Here is a 20,661-nt window from a genome sequence, read left to right on the forward strand (position 1 = left end):
AGCAAATATGACGACACAGGAACAAATGATAAGAGAAAAGCTCGCAACACCATTAGATTGGGCAAAGGCAGCTTGTCATTCATTAATGGAAGCTTATAAACCAGAGGAGCTCCCACCAGATGGAAGATGGCATTATCATCAAGGAGTCTTCCTAGTTAGCATGCTTCAGCTACGAGAGAAGATTGGTGGAGATGAATATTTTAACTATGTTAAAAACTATGTTGATTACAATATTGATGAGCATGAGCATGGAAACTTCTTATGGAATCGAAAGGAATTAGATTCGATTCAAGCGGGCTTACTGCTGTTCACCCTTTATCGGGAAACACAAGATCAGCGCTATAAAATCGCTGCTGACAAATTAAAGAATATGTTTCCAACGCTAAATCGCACATCAGATGGAGGCTTTTGGCATAAAGACCGATATCCATATCAAATGTGGTTAGATGGGTTATATATGGGTGGCGTGTTTGCCATGAATTATAATCGAGATTTCGGAGCACCAGAGCTACTCGATATGGTGATCGAACAAGAACGTTTAATGCGGAAACATACCAAGGACGATGCGACTGGTCTATTTTATCATGCTTGGGATGAAAGTAGAAAGCAGCCATGGGCAGATCCTATCACAGGGAAATCACCGGAATTCTGGGGAAGAGCGATTGGATGGTACGGAATTACATTTAATGAAATTCTTGATTTCTTACCGGAAGATCATGAAGCTAGACCAGAGATTGTTCAGGCACTTCAAGAGTTAATTGATGGTTTAGTGAAATTTCAAGATCCAAGGTCGTCAATGTGGTATCAAGTGGTTGATAAAAAGGAAGATCCAGAGAACTGGTTAGAGACCTCTTGTTCAGCATTGTTTTGTTATACCATTGCTCGTGCCATCAATTCTGGTCATGTTGATAAAAGTTATAAAACCTATGCAATCAATGGCTATAAAGGATTGTTAGAGAAAATGACGTTTGATGAAAAAGGATTGTTTGTGATGCCGGAAATCTGTATCGGAACAGGTGTGGGAGATTATCAGCATTATATTGATCGACCAAGATGTGAGAATGATTTACATGGCGTCGGTTCCTTTGTGCTTGCAAGTCTCGTGATGCAGGATTTACTTGAAGAAAGTGAAAACGATCTCAAATAACGAAGACGGGGGTGGGGTAAGGATGAAAAGATATGCAGTTTGTGGCGTGAGTAAGCGAGCAATTGGAATGTTTATTCAACCGATGCTCGAGAGATTTTCATCGACCTGTACGTTAGTAGGTCTGCTAGATTATGATGAAAAACGCTTTAATGTTTGTAAGGCGGAATGTGTAGGGATTGATCATGTTCCTGAATACTTAGATCATCAGTTTGAAAAAATGGTGAACGAAACAAAACCTGATGTGATTATCGTGGCAAGTCGGGATGATACACATGTGACCTATATTTTAAAAGCTCTCGAGCATGATCTTGATGTGATAACAGAAAAACCAATGACAACGACAGCCGAAGATAGCAGAAGGGTGATGGAGGCAGAAGCGAAGAGCAAGGGAAAAGTGACGGTTACATTTAACTATCGTTATAGTCCATATCATATGAAAATCAAGGAATTAATCTTAGAGGGCAAAGTAGGACACGTTACATCGATTGATCTAAACTGGTACATTGATACGTATCATGGTTCAAGTTATTTTCAACGTTGGAACCGTAACCGAGATCATTCAGGTGGTTTGTCGATTCATAAAAGCTCACACCATTTCGATTTAGTTAACTGGTGGCTTGATCAAAAGCCGGTCGAGGTATTTTCCTTTGGGGGATTAAATTATTTTGGATCACAAAGTGAACATAATCCACTAATGGAGGACGGAAGATATTGTCAGACTTGTGATGTGAAGCATCAGTGCTCCTATTATTCTAGATGGAATACAAGAAGCAATAGCATCACAGTCCAGGATGATCATATTGATTCAGATATGAAACGAAAAGAAGGCTATACGAACTACCGGCCTGATCAATGTATCTTTGATTCAGAGATCAACATTGAAGATACATATACAGCAACAGTGAAGTATGAAAAAGGCTCGTTGCTTAGTTATTCAGTTAACTTCTCTGTCCCGTATGAAGGGTATCGATTAGCGATCAATGGAACAAAGGGCAGAATTGAAACGACTGAGTGGCATGCACCATCACGTATTCCTTTTCCAATAGAGGAACAGACAATAGAGTACTTCCCGTTATTTGGTTCAAAGGAAATTATTCATGTTGTTAAACGTGACGGAGGACATGGTGGTGGAGATCCTGTTATCCAAGAGGATATCTTTTTAGGGCCTGATCCGACAAGACCATATGAAATTTTATCAGGAAGTAAGGATGGCGCTTATGCAGTGACAACAGGGGAAGCGGTGTGGCGTTCTGTGAAGGAAAAGAAAATGTTCCGAATTGAAGAGTTACTTCAAGAGAAGGCGTTGAAATAGCATTGTTACCGTTATTTTCTGGGACCACGTAAAAAAAAATTTGCACCATTAAATACACCATTGATTCCCTTGCTCAGGCTTTTTGCGAGAGAAAGGGAATCAGACAGCATCTTTGAATCCCTTTCTTGTGCTTTTTGCGAGAGAAAGGGAATCAGACAGCACCTTTGATTCCTTTTTTGGATTTTTGGTATGAGAAAGGGAATCAGACAACACCTTTCATTCCCTTTCTTGGACTTTTTGCGTGAGAAAGGGAATCAGACAGCACCTTTCATTCCCTTTCTTGGGTTTTGGTATGGGAAAGGGAATCAGACAGCACCTTTGAATCCCTTTCTTGGACTTTTTGCGTGAGAAAGGGAATCAGACAACACCTTTCATTCCCTTTCTTGGGTTTTGGGTATGAGAAAGGGAATCAGACAGACCCTTTGAATCCCTTTCTAGTGCTTTTTGCTAGAGGAAGGGAACCAGACAGCACCGCAGAAGCCATAACCGGCGCTATGCTCACAGACTGCCCCGCGGAAAGCAAGGTGGTCATAGGAAAATGAGAGCGTTTTGTTAATCAGATTGAAGGAAAAAAAGGAGGTTATAAAGCATGGGACGTTTATTAACTGGAGTAATGGCTTTTTGTACATGGGTAAGCCATTTTGCTATATTAAATATACTATGGATAGGATGCACGTTTTTAGGACTCATTGTATTTGGAATTGGCCCAAGTACAATTGCCATGTATGGTGTTTGTAGAAAGGTGGCAATGGGTGATACTGACGTTCCAGTTTTTAAAACGTTCTGGGGCATTTATAAAAAGGAATTTGTAAAAGGAAATCTATTCTTTTATACATTCGTTTTAATAGGTGCGATGTGTTTTTATAACTTGTTTTTTTTCCGTCAATTAGATGGAGGGTTTTTCAATGCACTACATATCATGATGATGATTACCGTCTTTGCCTTTTTAATTATGGTGTTGTATGTCATCCCTGTGTATGTTCATTATAAATTGAGTTTCTTTGAACACTTTAAACAAGCACTACTAATCGGCTTCTTACGCCCAGCCAACCTATTTTTAATGGTGATTTGCGGTCTATCAAGCTACTATTTCTTCATCTCCTTTCCAGGATTTATTCCAATCTTTGGTTTCACCTTATTTGCACAGTTAAATATGTGGTTAGCGATGAAGTGTTTTGAAGATATTGAGCAATATAAAGCATCGCGTGCTGTGAGGGTGTAAAGGTTGAGTTTTCTTAAGGATAATGAGGAAGTCGGTCGGAGTGAATGTTGTCTGAAGAGAAGAGCACAATCTGCTAATAAGATATATACCATAGAGAATATAAATAGGGATGCATTTCTTAGGTATTTTCAGGGTAGACCGTTATGCGAATGAGTATTTGTACCTTGAAGGATGAAAAGTTAAAAGTATAACATAGTTGGAATGAGCGGAAGTTCACTCGACTCCTGCGGGATGAAGCGGGCACTGTGAGACCCCGCAGGAGTCTTTTTGCGACGAGGAGGCTCACCGCACGCCCCGCGGAAAGCGAGTGAACTGGAGCGAGTGGAATTTTCCAACAAAGTTATTTTTAGGATAAGTTTATAGCAAGAAAGAACAAAATATTAAAAAAACAGTTTGTTTTCAACTGGTAAATGCTGTATCATTTAAAATAACAACGTTGTTATAAGGTATAACAACAATAATACCTATGAAGTAATCAAATTTTTAAGGGGTTGAAGAAATTGAAACCATTTATGGGAGAAAATTTTTTACTAGAAAATGAGGTTGCTATTAAACTGTATCATCAATATGCGAAAGATTTGCCAATCATCGACTATCATTGCCATCTAAGCCCAAAGGAAATCTATGAAAATAAAAAGTTCAAAAATATCACAGAAGCATGGTTGTATGGCGATCATTATAAATGGAGAGCAATGAGAGCAAATGGAATTGAAGAAAAGTTCATAACAGGTGCTGCGAGCGATTATGAGAAATTTTTAGCCTGGGCAAAAACTGTACCGATGAGTGTCGGAAATCCATTATACAATTGGACTCATTTAGAGCTACAACGTTTCTTTGGCATTTATGATTTACTTAATGAAAAAACGGCCCCAATGATTTGGGAAAAGGTAAACCAATTATTAAATCAAGAGGACTTTACAGTCAGGGAATTAATTAAGAAATCTGGGGTTGAAGTGGTTTGTACAACAGATGACCCAGTGGATTCTTTAGAATATCATCAAAAATTAATTGAAGAGGGAGATTTCTCAGTAAGTGTGCTGCCGAGTTTTAGACCGGATAAAGGATTGGAAATCAACCGCGATACTTTCACTCCATGGGTTGAAAAGCTTGCTGGAGCTTCGGGAACGGCCATTTCTAGTTATGATGAATTTCTAGCAGCTCTTGAGTCACGAGTAGACTTTTTTCATCAACTTGGTGGTAGGGTTTCAGATCATGCGATTGACACGATGATGTTTGCTCCTGCAGAAAAGTCTGAAGTTGAGGTAATCTTCGAGAAGGCCTTATCGGGAGAAAAAGTGAGTCTTGAGGATGAAATGAAATATAAATCTTACACCCTAGTATTCTTAGGGAAAAAATATGCAAGCTTAGGCTGGGCAATGCAGTTCCATATTAATGCACTTAGAAATAATAACAACCGCATGCTGAGTGAATTAGGCCCAGATACAGGGTATGACTGTATGAATGATGATCTTGTTGCAAGACCATTAGTTCAATTGCTAGATACGTTGGAAAGTGAAAAAGCTCTACCTAAAACGATTCTATATTCACTGAATCCTAGAGATAATCAAACATTATCTAGTATTATCGGAAGCTTCCAGGGTGGTGGAATCCGAGGCAAAATCCAAGTGGGAACAGCTTGGTGGTTTAATGATCATAAGGACGGTATGCTAGATCAAATGAAGGCGCTTGCGAACGTAGGCTTATTCAGTCCATTTATTGGGATGCTTACTGACTCTAGAAGCTTTTTATCATATACAAGACACGAATATTTCAGAAGACTCATTTGTCAATTCGTAGCTGGTTGGGTCGAAACGGGAGAAGCACCACACGACATGGAACTACTAGGAAAAATCGTTCAAGGAATCTCTTACTACAATGCTAAAGAATACTTTCAATTTCAAGAAACACTGGTGCGTGGGTAAGGATAATTATTACATAGCTCCCCGCGCGCATATGGTATTGAATTAAAGAGATTGAAAATGTTTGCTCACAATGTGTGGAATGAGCGAAGAGCCACTTGACTCCTGCGGGATCTAGCGGTTTCGTGAGACCCCGCAGGAGCTTTAAAGCGACGCGACGAGGAGGCTCACGAACCGCCCCGCGGAAAGCAGGAGGGTCGCAGCTCCTGAAGCTCCGCTAACTAATTTATTTTCAAGATAGACCTTTATGCGAATAGTATTGCACCATGGAGAATGAAAATAGTGTATTTACCTAGTGTGGAATGAGCGAAGAGCCACTTGACACCTGCGGGATCTAGCAGTCTCGTGAGACCCCTCAGGAGTCAAAAGCGACGAGGAGGCTCACGGACTGCCCCGCGGAAAGCAAGTGGATCGCAACGAATGGAGCTCGCTAACCTAAGTTTTTTCAGTGTAGCCATATTAAAAAAGGGACGGTTGTAAATCAGTCCCTTTTTCATATAACAATAGAATTTATAGGAGGTACTCACATGAACCAGCTAAGCAAAACCTTGCTAAACGACGTTAAAACCTATCCAGAAACCGTACTACAATTCGGTACAGGTAACTTCCTTCGCGCATTCCTCGATTGGCAAGTACATGTGATGAATAAGAAAAACCTATTTGCTGGAAGTATCGTTGTCGTTCAATCAACATCTAATGGAACTGTCGATACAATCAATGAGCAAGATGGTTTGTATACACTTTATTTGCAGGGAATTAAAGACAATCAACCAGTTAGTGAGTATGAGGTAATAAGTAGTATTAGTAGAGGACTCAATGTCACAACCGAATATGACGAATACTTGAAGTTAGCTGCAAATCCGGATTTGCGGTTTATTTTCTCAAACACAACTGAAGCAGGAATTTCCTTTAACCCCGAAGATCAATTGACAGATCGCCCGCAAAAAGGCTTCCCAGGTAAGTTAACCGCATTTTTATATGAACGATACCAAGTGTTTAAGGGCGATACAAATAAAGGGTTTATTATTTTTCCATGTGAACTTATTGAAAATAATGGGGTCGAATTAAAAAACATTGTGCTTCAATATGCTCAAAGCTGGAATTTAGAGAAGCAGTTTGTTGAGTGGGTGCAAGCAGCAAACACGTTTTGCAATACGTTAGTTGATCGAATTGTTCCAGGGTTTCCAAAGGATTCTATTCAAAAAAAATCGGAGGAATTAGGATATCTTGATAAGCTCGTCGTTGTCGGTGAGCAATTTCACTTATTAGTGATTGAAGGGCCAGAGTTCATCAAGGATGAGTTTCCTGCTGCCCAAGCGGGTCTTAATGTCCATGTCGTTGATGATTTAAGTTCGTATCGTCTGAAAAAAGTGAGGATTTTAAATGGTGCTCATACAGCAATAACACCTGTTGCGTATTTAGCTGGTTTAAATACGGTGAGTGAAGCTGTGACATCAGACGTGACGAAGGAATTCATCGAGAGTGTTATAAACAATGAAATTATTCCAACTCTCTCTTTTCCTAAAGAAGAACTAACCCTATTTGCAGAGGATGTCTTGAATCGTTTTAAAAATCCTTTCATACATCACTATTTACAGAGTATCTCATTGAACTCAGTTTCAAAGTTTAAAGCGAGAATTTTACCAACCATGCTTGAGTATAATGAGAAATTTGGAAAACTTCCAAAGGGGATTGTGTTCTCATTAAGTGCATTGCTTTATTTTTATCAAGGAAAAAGAGGCAATGAAGCGATTCAGCTTGTTGATGATGCGGAGACCTTGGATTTATTTAAAGAACTTTGGAGTGAATCCGAAAGAGAGATTAGTAGCCTAGTGCTAACAGTTCTTTCTGACGAGAGATTATGGGGAACGAATTTAACGAAAATCCCACAGTTAGCAGAAGAGGTTACTGTTCAGTTAGAAGAAATTCAAAAAAGTGGGATGAAAGAGGCACTAAAACATCTTATGAATCAAAAGGGTGAAATCAATGAAACCGTTTATTAAAATTAATGAGATTGATAATGTTGCAGTTGCCATTCGTAAAATTGATGAAAATGAGCAAATAGAAATCGGTGGTCAAACGATTCAGCTAAAAGAAACGGTTGGAAAAGGTCATAAATTTGCGATTGAAAGAATTACAAAAGGCGAGAATGTTATTAAATATGGCGCACCAATCGGTCACGCGCATGAGGATATTGAAATCGGCCAGTGGGTCCATACCCATAATACAAAAACGAATCTGTCAGGTTTAGAGGAATACGAATACCAACCTAAAAAACAAACATTGAATGTTGGTCAAAAAAACCTAACTTTTAAAGGTTATCGACGAAGTGATGGAAGAGTAGGGATACGCAACGAGTTGTGGATTGTTCCAACGGTAGGCTGTGTGAATGGAACGGCGGAGCATATTATTCGTGAATTTAAGGCAAGGGTAGGAGATATTTCTCCGTTTGAGCATATTCAGGTGTTGAAGCATAATTATGGTTGTTCACAGCTTGGTGATGACCATGTTAACACTCGTACGATTTTGGGAAATGCCGTAAAGCATCCTAATGCAGGTGGAGTATTAGTTTTAGGGCTTGGTTGTGAAAATAATGATATTGAAGAATTTAAGGAATCCTTAGGAGCATTCGATGAGGGCCGAGTGAAATTTTTACGCTCGCAAGAGGTGATGAATGAGATTGATGAAGGTGTTGAGTTGTTAGTTGAGATTTTCGAGAATGCTAGAGGAGATCAGCGGGAGGATGTTCCATTAGCTGAGTTGAAAATTGGCTTGAAGTGTGGAGGTTCTGACGGGTTCTCTGGCATTACAGCCAATCCGCTACTGGGTAGACTGTCTGATTTTCTTGTCGCACAAGGCGGAACAACGGTGCTAACAGAAGTTCCAGAAATGTTTGGCGCCGAAAAAATTTTAATGGAACGTGCGGAAAACGAAGAAGTGTTTGAGCAAATTGTTGAATTAATTAATGATTTTAAAACCTACTTCCAAAAGCATGATCAACCTGTTTATGAAAATCCTTCACCTGGTAATAAAGCTGGTGGAATCTCAACGCTCGAGGATAAATCACTTGGCTGTACACAAAAGGCAGGTACATCAACGGTTGTAGATGTTTTAAAGTATGGAGAAACATTGGAATCTAAGGGGTTGAATCTATTAAGCTCGCCGGGTAATGATCTGGTCGCTTCCTCTGCATTAGCAGCTGCTGGCTGTCAGATGGTTCTTTTTACAACCGGAAGAGGAACTCCATTTGGAACCTTTGTCCCAACGATGAAAATTTCGACGAATACCGGAATTTATGAAATGAAGCGCCACTGGATTGATTTTAATGCAGGAACACTGATTGATGGTCAATCACAGGATGAGTTGTTAGAGGATTTCATTTCCTATATCATCAGTGTGGCTAGTGGTGAAAAGGTGAATAATGAGAAAAATGATTTTAGAGAAATTGCGATCTTTAAAACAGGTGTGACGTTGTAAATGATACGAGGCTGTCTCAAAGGGTGACTTTGGGGCAGTTTTTTAAGGAGAAGGTTATAAAAATCTTGGACTACCAGTTATTCAACTTGTTGATTTTTCGCTCGCGTAGGTATAGGAACTAACTCATAGGCGGAAAAATTTCCGCTATTGGTGCAAGTAGGGCTTAAGAAGCAGATATAAGGGGAGAAATTCCGCCTAACTAACCTATTATATGACTAAATCTAAAGATTAGGTTCGTATAAGCGGAAACATGAGACTGTCGATTAATAGGTTAAGCAAATTTAGTTAAGTTGAATTTCTCAAATAATAGACCTATTTGGCTTGATTTTATGTATATTCCACCTGTTTTTACGCATTATTTGCTTTAATTTAACCAAGTTGTTCATGTTTTTAAACGAGATGGTGAGTTAATCGACAGTCTCAACATTCCCCTTATTTTAAGGGAAATGTTGATATTTCCCAATTTAAGCGGAATTATTCCGTTTAAATTCAACCACAGTGAAATCAACATGAAAGGACACGGCTATAAAAAAAAGCAAAAGTAACTCCTAAAGTGACCGGGCTTAGCCCGGTTTTTTAAAAATTTATTTTAATTGTATTTATCTGGAATCTACCCTATGATAGAAAAAAACATGAAAAAAGTAGAGGTACATTAATGAAAATGAAAGAAAATGGGATCTTATGGTGGATCTTAGCTATTGCGGGATGTGGGATGATTTTTTATGCGACATCATCTCCAGGGTTTACGGGTAGTAGTACGTCCAGTCTTTTGCAATCGATACTAGCTGTCTTTGGCACGAATGATATCGTCTTGGTTATTGCCGATTTATTAAACTTTATTTTGAGGAAACTAGGGCATATTGTCGCTTTTGGCGTTTTAGCGGTATTATTTTGTTTAGCTCTTAATAAATCAAAACGGCCATTTTTATATGCATGGATTATCACAACATTGTATGCGTTTTTTGACGAATTTCACCAAAGCCTAGTGCCTAATCGAACATCTTCCATTATGGATGTGGGCCTTGATTCGCTTGGTGCGGTTATCGCGTTGGTGTTATTGAGGAAATATAAAAAATAAATTAATTATGCGTGAAAAGTGTCTTTTCAAATGGTAAAAGGTGGTATATTCATAGTTAATATGAAAATGTTATCAAAGAAATTAATAGCATGAGTGGAACAAGTTCCAAAACTCCAGATCCAGAAATGGTTTTCTACGATCATATTAGCAATACTCCATACTATTATGTATATGGCAGAGAGTCAGTTTTAACCGACTCTTTAAGCTTAATGATCGATAAGAGAAACGATGCGGAAGAATCAGAGATCCTATACGTTGACATGGAGATAGAACCTGGGGATTATTTTTTACAATATGGGAAGCTTGATGAACAAGCATCATATTCGTACGGTCAAGAGATTAGAGATTGATAGGCCTTTCCAATATTGGAGAGGTTTTTTAATTGAGAATATAGGACATAAGAATGAAAATGTTGCTCACTTAGTGTGGAATGAGCGGAGAGCCAATTGACTCCTGCGGGATCCAGTGGTCTCGTGAGACCCCGCAGGAGCCTTCGCGACGAGGATCACGGACCACCCCGCGGAAAGCAAGTGGGTCGCAGCGATTGGAACTCATTAACCAAACTTATTTTCAGGTTCATATTATAACTAACAAAGTTTACAAAAAATAGGCTTTTTCCATGCAAACAAAACAAGCATTTTCATATACTATAATAATCAAAATTAACCACATTATTACCGATCTAGTAAGCTCCTTTTCTCATTTCCATAAGTTTGTTAACCCCTAAACGTAGGTAATGGTGGTATACTGGAATAAAGAATCAGCAGGAGTGGGTATCGTGAAGGAATTTTTACAAAGTAAACAAGAGGAGATGCTTTATTTAATTGAAGAGCTCGTCAATATAGATAGCGGCTCTTATTATAAAGAAGGTGTTGACAGGGTTGGCTCTATTTTAAAGGGTAAATTCGAACGGTTAGGATTTATTGTTAATGAAAAGACAGAAATGGAGTACGGAAATCACTTAGTTATACAGCATCGAGATGCCATTGACCCAAAGATCATTCTCGTAGCACATATGGATACGGTCTTTCCGGAGGGAACGGTAGAAAAACGCCCGTTTAGAATCGAAGGTACAAGAGCGTATGGACCTGGTGTGGTCGATATGAAGGCAAGTCTTGTTGAATTACTGTATGCATTAATGGCATTACAAGATGCTGGATATAATGCATATGAAAATGTGCTTATCGTTTTGAATAGTGATGAGGAGATTGGTTCACCATCGTCACGTCCATTAATTGAGGAGCATTCAACTGGAAAGGATTATGCCTTAATCATGGAACCAGCAAGGAAGGATGGCTCAGTTGTCTCGGCCAGACGTGGTGGAGGTCGATACACACTGATTGTAAAAGGAAAAGCAGCCCATTCAGGAATTGAACCAGAAAAGGGTCGAAGTGCCATTGAAGCATTAGCTTATAAAATTATTCAACTTCATGAATTATCCGACCATGAAAATGGAATTAGTGTAAACGTAGGGCTAATCGAAGGTGGGTCTGCGGTAAATACGGTTTCACCGAACGCAATCGCCCATGTTGATATCCGTATTTCGGAGGTAGAACAAGCAGCTATTTTGGAAGAACAGATAAAGAAAATTTGTTCAGTCTGTGATGTGCCTGGGACAAAGGTGACTCTTGAAGGTGAGATGAATCGTCCACCGATGGAGAAGAATAAACGCTCCGAAGAATTGCTTCAAGTCATCCAAGGAGTTGGGAAAGAAATCGGTGTCAAAGTCATGGACACATCTACTGGTGGCGGAGGAGATGCATCATTCACATCAGCAAATGGAGTCGCAACAATAGATGGGCTTGGCCCTGTTGGCGGGAATGCTCACAGTGAAAATGAGTATCTTGAAATTCCAACACTAACAGAGCGAACACTATTGTTAGCAAAGACAATTCAAAAACTTTCATAAATATTTAAGTGATTAGAACTCTATAGAGATACTCTCTATGGAGTTTTTTTATATATGTTCGACAAAATTCGGGGTAGTTCGGGTGGTGCCTGTCACCTGTAGTTCAAAAGACCTAAGAATAAAGCAGGAGAAAAATGACTATTTTTGTCGAATAAATTATAAATTTGTAATTGTGTAGTAAAATATAAGCAATTAAATTAACAAGTTAAAGGGGATGTATTGTGGAAAGTAGTTATTATGACTTATTAGAATTGCCACAAGATGCATCATTGGCCGAAGTGCGAAAAGCTTACATTACCAAGATTCGACAATATCCTAATGAATCATACCCCGAGAAGTTTAAGTTGATACGGAAGGCTTATGATGTTTTAAGTAATCCTAACACACGTAGAGAATATGACACAATGTCAATTTACGGTGAAGAAATTATGAAGTTACAGGCAGCTGCGCAGGAGGCTGTAGATAGCCGAATGTATGAAGAGGCTGTTTCGAGCTACAAGAAAATCCTAATGATTGAACCTGCACTATTAACTGTTAGGAATGAATATGCATTAGCTCTGATCTCAAATGAAGAATATGATAAAGCGATTCGGCAGTTAGAAAAACTAGTAAATCAAGACAAAGAAAATGCAGTGTATGTATATCATCTTGGTTTTGCATATGAAAAGATGGGCAATAACCAAAAAGCTATTTATTACTATACACAATCAATTAACTTAGATCCAAGTAATGTTTATGTTACATATGCACTCTGTGATATCTATATCAGTTTAAAAGATTATGATAATGCAAGAAAACTAATCAATGAGGCATTAGCAAAAAATTCTAATGAAGGGTTTCAGCAGTTTTACTATCTTTTTCGACATCTTCAAATTGATATTTATGCAAAGGACGCTTTTTTTATAAGAAAAACTTTAAAAACGATAGATTTGCTATTAGTTGAGCACCCCGATCAAACTAGTTTTGTGGCAAATGAATATGGAAAATTCGCTTCAGAGCTCTTTGATTATAAACAGTTTGAATGGGCTATTTTTCTCACTGAAAAAGGAGTCGAGCTTGACTCTTCGAATACAACCTTAGTTGAGTTGCATACAGCAACAAAGGAAAACAAAGAGCTATTTGGAGAATTCTACCGTCTTGAAAAGGATGAGAAAATAGTAGGGCCATTGCGATACAGTTTATTTCTTTACTTATTTTCAAACGAGTATTCAGAAGATGAGTTTCAGGAGCGACTAGATGAAATGTATAAAAACGTTGAGCTTTCTGCTTCATATGATTCTGTTGAAACAATTTCTTCAGTTAAAAGAATAAGTATAAAATATCCACATCTCTATGAGATTCGCGAATCGTTCTTTTCTAACGTCTTAGAATGGAGCCAAAAAGGAAAAATAAGAGATGAACAATATGAATTACTAAATAATGATTCAATGGTAGTAAATAGTGTAAAGCGACTCATTGCTTTGTATTTATCAGATGTATCAGAAGATGAAAGACGAACTTATTTTGAGGATATTATGGACGAAATGTCCTATGAACGGGCATCAAGTGTAATTCAGTCAGTTAACAGGTTGGAAGGAAGATACCCGAGTTTATATGATCTAAATCCGAGTTTTTTGGAGAAAATTAAAAACGGATAAATAGCTTATCGATTTATTTACAAAGGGGAGATGGGAACTTGACTAATGACCGCTCAGACTTCGTTTTAGAATCCTTTAACGACATAGAAAAAGATATGTTACATGCCCTAAATCAACAAGATGAAGAATCCATTCAATACAATTTTCTCCGTTTGTTTAGGCTCTTGAAAAAAATCGAAGAATTTATTTATACCTTTGCTCAAAAGAGCGAAGCAAGACATATCGAAGAATTTTTACAAATTAGAGTGAAAATAGAAACACGAATAAGTGAGTGGAAGGCAACTTTAGCTTACAAGAGTGAGAGTGATGGAAACATTGAATATGCTGAAAAGCTATGGTTTGATGCTTTATCATTTGATCCGAAAGCGGATGATTATATTCAATATGCCCATGCAATTCTTCGAAATAAGAATTTGTATGTAAATAAGGATATTGTAGAAAATATGGCGTTTGTGACAAACTTTACCGTTAGAGATATAAAGATAAGTTTAAAAAGAGCAAGAATGTCTGTGAAAAGTGCAGTGTCTGAGCTTGGAATTACCGAGTCTACAGGTTATTTTCTGGCTTGGCTTGATTTAATGGACAAAGCGATTGATGAGAGAGATGACTTAGTTCAGGCACTTACGGTATCAAAAGAAGAGATAACGATCGATGAAACATTGGCTGAACTTCATCAGTTAATTGGAATGGCAACAGTAAAAAGAAAGATAAAGGAAATAAGTGATTGGGTCACTTTTACTCAAATGAGACGAGATGAAGGTCTTAAGGTTGATGAAATTAGCTTACATATGGTTTTTAGTGGAAATCCTGGAACAGGTAAAACCACGGTGGCAAGGATCGTTGCAAAGATTTTCAAGGCATTAGGTGTATTGAAAAAGGGACATTTAGTTGAGGTTGGTCGCTCAGATTTGGTTGCAGAGTATGTTGGCCAAACAGCAGTTAAAACGATGAAAAAAATTAAGGAAGCGGAGCATGGGGTTTTATTTATTGATGAAGCTTATTCCCTTACACGCTCAGGTGGGAATGACTTTGGAATCGAAGCGGTTGATACACTTGTGAAAGCAATGGAGGATAACAGAAAGAACCTCGTGGTGATCCTAGCAGGATATCCTGATGAAATGAAAGAGTTTATCCGTGCAAACCCTGGTCTTTATTCACGCTTTAAATATCATATACAATTTCCTGATTATTCAATTGAAGAACTTCTAATGATTCATGATCTGCTTTTGTTGGACAAGCAATATAAAATTACCGATGAAGCTAGGATTATTGTTCAAAGGATGATTGAAAAAATAGTCCATGAACAGCCAAAGCAACATGGAAATGGTAGATTTGTTCGTAATTTAATAGAAGATGAGATATTAAATAAGGCATCACTAGTTGTTGAAAATTTTACAAACGGACATCAGCCAATAGAGCTTGACATCATTGATGAAACTGTAGCGAAGATGGTTGAAGAGGGAATGAAAACGGACCAAGAAAGATATACACAACTACTGAAATCGGCAACGACCTATCATCGTTAGGAGTTGTAAATCGTGAAAAAAAATGAAAAAGCTATCCCTTTAATTAAAAAATTCAGTGCAAAAGAGGACTTTGTTGAACGGCCGAGTAACAAAGAACAAAGTACTCCAAAAATATCTAGGCCCTCATTTACTCCAGAAAGAGCTAGTTTGTTGCAGGTGTATTTAAATTGGTCAATCAAATGGAATGCTATTATGTTTTATTCACAGTTCAATCAAACACTAACAGGTATTAATTTTTGGATTAACAATTTAGAGGAAGGCTTAGTTGCAAAGGAAGATTGGACATCAGCAATAGAAAAACTTTCTGTGCAAGTGAATAAGCAAATTGATGTACTTTATCCCACCCTAGAAGGAGGACAACGTCCAGTGAAAATGGATAGTGAATATATTAAAGAATTTAAGAACCATTTGTTAGAATTACCTGAATTAAATCTTGCTGACTTTCAATCAAGTGAACAAGATTTAGATACTGTTGGTCAGCTAGTAAGTGATATTAAAGATGAAGTTAAAAAAGGTAACCGAGTTTCATTTAAGCTTATACAAGAGTTGCAAACTAAGATTGAGGAGTTATTAACGTTTTCGACGGAGAAGGATAAAGAAACCGTTGTTGACTCAATTAAGGATTTTGAAGGAAAAACAGAGCACTTTGTTAACCTTGCAATTGAAGCAGTAGATTCCTTTGATTTAATTTATGAGGCAGCTAAAAAAGCAAATCTGCTAGAATGGGCAGAGCAAATAGAAGAAAAATTAAATCGATTCATTAGTACTTTAGACTCGTTTGGGATTGAAGAAATTAAAGCCAAAGGTGAATTCATAGATAATGAAATCATGATTAGTATTGGTACTGTTCCTCAAGAGTTTTCACCGACTCTTGAGAGATATAAAGTTTATTCGGTCCACGGTAGAGGTTTCCGTTATAAGCATAATAGAAAATTAGTTCGTGAAGCAAAAGTAACTACTATCTATTAATATGGCTGTTTTTATAAATTTGCTTTTTAAAGGTCTCTTAAATTCACTATGAACTAAGTAGAGTGGCATCATCTCTTGCTAAACTAAAATCAGAATCCTGAAAAAATAGTGTGATTTACTTTAAACTAGCTAATTAGCAACAAACTTTCAGAAAAGATCCATTAACATTAAATATTTTGGAGGAATAACTAATGACTATTATCGGTATTGATCTTGGTACAACCAATTCGGGAATTGCTTACTTAAAAGATGGTAAGCCTGTAATTATTGAAAATGATAGAGGAGAGCGTACAACTCCTTCGGTATTTCAAATCAATCATCGTGGAGAAATTCAAGTTGGAACTGTTGCTAAACAAGGATATCCAAGCTATCCAAAAGAGACAGTACTTGAGGTTAAACGATTAATGGGTACTGATGAAAAGGTTGTTGTTGCTGGAAATCAATATCGTCCTGAAGAAATTTCTGCGCATATTTTGAGCTATCTTAAAAAGTCTGCAGAAAAATTTCTTGGTACTTCAGTAACTGAAGCAGTAATAACAGTTCCTGCATATTTTTCTGATTCACAGAGAAAAGCAACACAAAAGGCAGGGGAAATAGCTGGATTAAGGGTTGAACGAATTATTAATGAACCAACGGCTGCCGCTATTGCGTTCGGAATGAATCAGTTAGAGAAGGACCAACATATCTTAGTTTATGATTTAGGTGGAGGAACGTTTGATGTTTCTGTCGTTGAGCTTTTTTCGGGAGTGTTAGAAGTTAAATCAAGTGCTGGTGATAACCGTCTTGGTGGCATGGATTTTGACAATTTACTTGTTGATTGGCTTATTCAAAGATATAAGGATGAACATGGAGTGGACTTGTTTTCATTTGGAACAGCAGATGAAATATTACAAAGAAAAGCGCGGATTAAGGCAGAAGCAGAAAATGTAAAAAAGTCATTATCTACTCAAAATTCTGCAAAGTTCAATCTGCCATTTATCGCTATTCATAATAATGGACCAATTTCTATTGATATGGAAATTACACGGTCTGAGTTTGAAAGAGTTATAAGAAAATTAGCTGACTCAACCTTTGAACAAGTGGATAAAGCATTAAAAGATGCAAAATTGACTGAATCTGATATTAACGAGGTCATTCTTATTGGAGGTTCTACAAGAGTACCACTTATTCAAGAGTTAGTTGAAAAGAAATTCGGCAAAGTACCAAGAAAAGACATCAATCCTGATGAAGCAGTAGCACTTGGAGCTGCTGTTCAAGGTGGGATAAAAAGTGGTCAAATCGATAGCTTAAAAGGGTTAATGGTTATTGATGTTTGTCCATATACACTTGGTGTAGATGTTGTGAAAAATGTAGGTGGTCAGCTTTTACCAGGGTTCTTTGATCCAATTATTAAAAGAAATAGCCCGGTTCCTATTACAGAAAGTCAAATTTATACCACAATAAAAGACAATCAAGACGAAGTGGTTATGGGCGTTTACCAACAGAGTAATAATGAAAGTCCTTATGTTAATCCCGAATTGAAAATTTCTAAAGAGGATATTCGGGTTCCAGGTATTCCACTAAGACCAGCAGGAATTGAGAAAATCGAAGTTAAATTCACATATGATATTAATGGGAAAGTTAGTATAGAAGCAACTGTATTAAGTACAGGAAAGAAAATTAATAAAGAACTTGATTTACAAACAGGTGTGATGTCGGAATATGAAGTTGCTGCAGCACGAGAAAAAATCAGTCAGGAATGGAATCAATCAGAGCTTTATGATGAAGTGAAAAATGTAATTAATCGTGCAGAAAAGGTAATGGATGAAGCTAATGACCAAGAGCGTGCAAAAATAGAGATGTTATTAACTAACTTAAAAAAGAGCTTAAGTGAAAATAATGTAGCTAATGTGAAGAAATATGAAGATGAACTAACAGATCTTCTAATTGAATTAGTATAGGGTTCTAAAAAATGGATCATTTACAATATTCTTATAATCTAGCAAAAGAATATCTTCATCAGGAAAAATATGAAGAAGCAAAAAGTTTGTTAGAGAAGGTGCAAAAAGACATCCCGAATCATCCACAAATAAAGTGGTCATTAGGACTTATTCATGTGTTGACAGGATATCCACACCAAGCTCTTATGGTGTGGAAAGGCCTTACTGAAGAAGTGGTTCTCGGCTATTCAAAGAGTAAAGCGCAAGTTGAACAAGTGCTATCATTATATGAACATTTATATGGTTTATATAATCAGGCAATATCTTATGGGAAATCTGGAAAAATAGAGCAGGCGAAAGAGATTTATAAACAGTTACTTTCCTATCAGAAAGAAATAGCATTACCTGTTGAATTTTATCAAGGATACATCCTTACTTCATCATTGCTAGGTGAGGGAGAAACTATTTTTCAGGATTTCGACTCCTTTCCTAAATATATAACGAGTAATTCAACAGTAGACGAGTTAGTACGAAAATTACTTAAAGCACATTCTATAGAAGAACCGACCCCTCAAAAAGTAGTTGAGCAAAGTAAGCAACCAACTCCAAAAAATAGAAACACTAAAAAGGTTTTCTATGGTTTGGGGCTAGTTGCTGCGATGTTGATTACTGGAATTACTGTACAATCTTTGAATGAAACGCACTCTAATGTAGCTCTACCAGTCCAACCAGTTGTCTCTAATGTCGATACAAGTGAGACTAATCAATATAAAGAGAGAATGAGTGAGCTTGAAGATGAAGTGAAAGTGTTATTGGAAAAACAGGAAGCTCTTCAAGCCGAGTTAGGTGATAAATCTCAACAACTTGAAAATCATGAAAAAACACAGCAGATTCTAGAGCTTGCCAATGTCGATTTTAAAGTTATTACTAATCAAGCGGCACTTGAGGCATATAAAGAGGGACTACACTTCTATCAAAATGGACAATATGATTTAGCTGTTACATCTTTGGAGCAAAGTCAGATGGTAGACTCAACCCAATATTATGCAGATGATGCTTTATTTTATCTAATACAATCTAAAAAGAAAATAGATGAGAGTAATAATTTGAGCGAACTGTATGACGAATTTCTTGAAAATAAAGAAAATCCCTTTTCTTTATCACCTTATTATGATGACATTCTTCTTTTAAAGGCTGAATGGTTAGTGAACAACAATGTGGGAGAAGGTACTCAATTACTTAAGCAAATTCAAACAGAATATCCTCAGGAGTGGACTGCGAATCGTGCTAAGCAGATCTTAAAGGGAATTGAGGAGGACGAAGATGCAATTAACTAGTACAGATAATTATTACAAAATCCTAGAAATAGAGCCAAGTGCTAGCCTTAGTGAAATAAGAAAAGCTTATTATAGTAAAATTAGACAATACTCAAATGAAAGTCATCCTGAAGAATTTAAACTAATCACAAAGGCTTATCGAACATTAGTAGATCCAGAGTTAAAAAAGCAATATGACTTAGAAACTCAAGATGATGGTTCTTATCAAAAATTACTTAATCATGTACTTGCCGCTATGGATAAGGAACAATATAAAAATGCTCTACTTGTCTTAGACCAAATGCAGAGGAAATACCCTCAAGATGCTCAAGTCCTGCATTATACTGCACTTTGTCATATGAACTTATCACAATATGAACTTTCCAAAAATGTGCTGTTAAGATTAGAAGCAATAATGCCTGATAATGAAGATGTATTAAAAATGCTTGGAAGATCATATCTTGAGTTAAACATGAAGCCTATTTCACTTCGGTATTATAAAAAGGTGATGGAGCTTTATCCAAACGAGGTCAACAACTATATAAATGTGGCTACTGTTTATTTAAATCTTGAACAGTATGATCAAGCCCTTAGTACACTAGAAAGTAAGTTCAAAAATGGTAGAGAAATGATATATGATTTCCCAATTCTTATAGAAATATTTGATATCACGATGTTACTTGATAGAAAATCGTATTTTAACAAAACTATTCTGAGAATAAAGAAATTATATGAAACAGACGAAGAGAAACGCATCCTTTTAAACATGCTTATGCAATATACTGAAAGTGTGAATAATGATTACAATGGTTTCAAAGCACTTATCAAAATGATTAAAGAAATTAACAAAAATAGTATTCAAGATGTTAATGAATGGATCAGAGAAGCAGAATCACATATCAGATCAGACCTGATTTATTATGGTGATCATGTACCAAATAATACACATTCAACGAACAATCAAAATTATTCACATTCTAATACAACGACAAACGTTCCAGTAGAAGTAGTCGATCCTGAACGTGGGTCGATCCTTTTTGCAATCATCCTAGGTATAATAGCATCCTTTTTTCTTACGCCTATTGGGGGAATTATTGTTGGGTTCATCTGGTACTTTAATGCAGAGAAAATAAAAGAGATTTTAAGCTGCTTAGGTTGTTTAATTGTAGTAATTATAGCTTTTATGATTTTAACTAATTTATAGACATGCTTACCTTAAAACAGGTAGGC

The 20,661-nt window shown here is 37.0% G+C and carries 15 protein-coding genes; all 15 read left to right on the forward strand.

The window, feature by feature from the left end; genetic code table 11:
* Window positions 1-7 precede the first annotated feature (7 nt).
* Window positions 8-1,147 carry a glycoside hydrolase family 88/105 protein gene (locus BK579_RS04175; protein ID WP_078543743.1) on the forward strand — a complete coding sequence of 380 codons (1,140 nt, stop codon included), beginning with the start codon at window positions 8-10 and terminating at the stop codon, window positions 1,145-1,147.
* A 22-nt stretch (window positions 1,148-1,169) separates the two neighbouring features.
* Complete coding sequence (locus BK579_RS04180) at window positions 1,170-2,459, forward strand: Gfo/Idh/MocA family protein (RefSeq protein ID WP_078543744.1); 1,290 nt, start codon at window positions 1,170-1,172, stop codon at window positions 2,457-2,459.
* 589 nt (window positions 2,460-3,048) lie between these two features.
* Window positions 3,049-3,681, forward strand: a complete 633-nt coding sequence (locus BK579_RS04190) for a YesL family protein (RefSeq protein WP_078543746.1) — start codon at window positions 3,049-3,051, stop codon at window positions 3,679-3,681.
* 512 nt (window positions 3,682-4,193) lie between these two features.
* On the forward strand, window positions 4,194-5,603 hold the full coding sequence (gene uxaC, locus BK579_RS04195; protein ID WP_235848553.1) for a glucuronate isomerase: 1,410 nt from the start codon (window positions 4,194-4,196) through the stop codon (window positions 5,601-5,603).
* A gap of 524 nt (window positions 5,604-6,127) precedes the next feature.
* Window positions 6,128-7,603, forward strand: coding sequence for a tagaturonate reductase (locus tag BK579_RS04200; protein WP_078543748.1), 1,476 nt, complete (start codon window positions 6,128-6,130; stop codon window positions 7,601-7,603).
* Window positions 7,587-9,077 carry a UxaA family hydrolase gene (locus tag BK579_RS04205; protein ID WP_078543749.1) on the forward strand — a complete coding sequence of 497 codons (1,491 nt, stop codon included), beginning with the start codon at window positions 7,587-7,589 and terminating at the stop codon, window positions 9,075-9,077. The genes BK579_RS04200 and BK579_RS04205 overlap by 17 nt, the downstream gene beginning before the upstream one ends.
* A gap of 655 nt (window positions 9,078-9,732) precedes the next feature.
* Window positions 9,733-10,155, forward strand: coding sequence for a VanZ family protein (locus tag BK579_RS04210; protein ID WP_078543750.1), 423 nt, complete (start codon window positions 9,733-9,735; stop codon window positions 10,153-10,155).
* Window positions 10,156-10,244: 89 nt separating this feature from the next.
* Window positions 10,245-10,505, forward strand: coding sequence for a hypothetical protein (locus tag BK579_RS04215; RefSeq protein WP_078543751.1), 261 nt, complete (start codon window positions 10,245-10,247; stop codon window positions 10,503-10,505).
* Between the two features lie 428 nt (window positions 10,506-10,933).
* On the forward strand, window positions 10,934-12,064 hold the full coding sequence (locus BK579_RS04220; RefSeq protein ID WP_078543752.1) for a M20 family metallopeptidase: 1,131 nt from the start codon (window positions 10,934-10,936) through the stop codon (window positions 12,062-12,064).
* A gap of 221 nt (window positions 12,065-12,285) precedes the next feature.
* Window positions 12,286-13,701: a J domain-containing protein gene (locus BK579_RS04225; protein WP_078543753.1), complete on the forward strand. Its 1,416-nt coding sequence runs from the start codon at window positions 12,286-12,288 to the stop codon at window positions 13,699-13,701.
* Between the two features lie 38 nt (window positions 13,702-13,739).
* Window positions 13,740-15,227, forward strand: coding sequence for an AAA family ATPase (locus BK579_RS04230; protein WP_139365037.1), 1,488 nt, complete (start codon window positions 13,740-13,742; stop codon window positions 15,225-15,227).
* A 12-nt stretch (window positions 15,228-15,239) separates the two neighbouring features.
* Window positions 15,240-16,196, forward strand: a complete 957-nt coding sequence (gene grpE / locus BK579_RS04235) for a nucleotide exchange factor GrpE (protein WP_078543754.1) — start codon at window positions 15,240-15,242, stop codon at window positions 16,194-16,196.
* Between the two features lie 191 nt (window positions 16,197-16,387).
* The gene (locus tag BK579_RS04240) at window positions 16,388-18,136 is read left to right on the forward strand and encodes an Hsp70 family protein (protein WP_078543755.1); all 1,749 of its coding nucleotides are present in this window, start codon (window positions 16,388-16,390) and stop codon (window positions 18,134-18,136) included.
* Window positions 18,137-18,147: 11 nt separating this feature from the next.
* Window positions 18,148-19,452: a tetratricopeptide repeat protein gene (locus tag BK579_RS04245; RefSeq protein WP_078543756.1), complete on the forward strand. Its 1,305-nt coding sequence runs from the start codon at window positions 18,148-18,150 to the stop codon at window positions 19,450-19,452.
* Window positions 19,439-20,635: a J domain-containing protein gene (locus BK579_RS04250; RefSeq protein ID WP_078543757.1), complete on the forward strand. Its 1,197-nt coding sequence runs from the start codon at window positions 19,439-19,441 to the stop codon at window positions 20,633-20,635. Before BK579_RS04245 ends, BK579_RS04250 begins: the two co-directional genes overlap by 14 nt.
* The last annotated feature ends 26 nt before the right edge of the window (window positions 20,636-20,661 follow it).

It is taken from the genome of Litchfieldia alkalitelluris, assembly GCF_002019645.1.
Taxonomy (GTDB): Bacteria; Bacillota; Bacilli; order Bacillales; family Bacillaceae_L; genus Litchfieldia; species Litchfieldia alkalitelluris.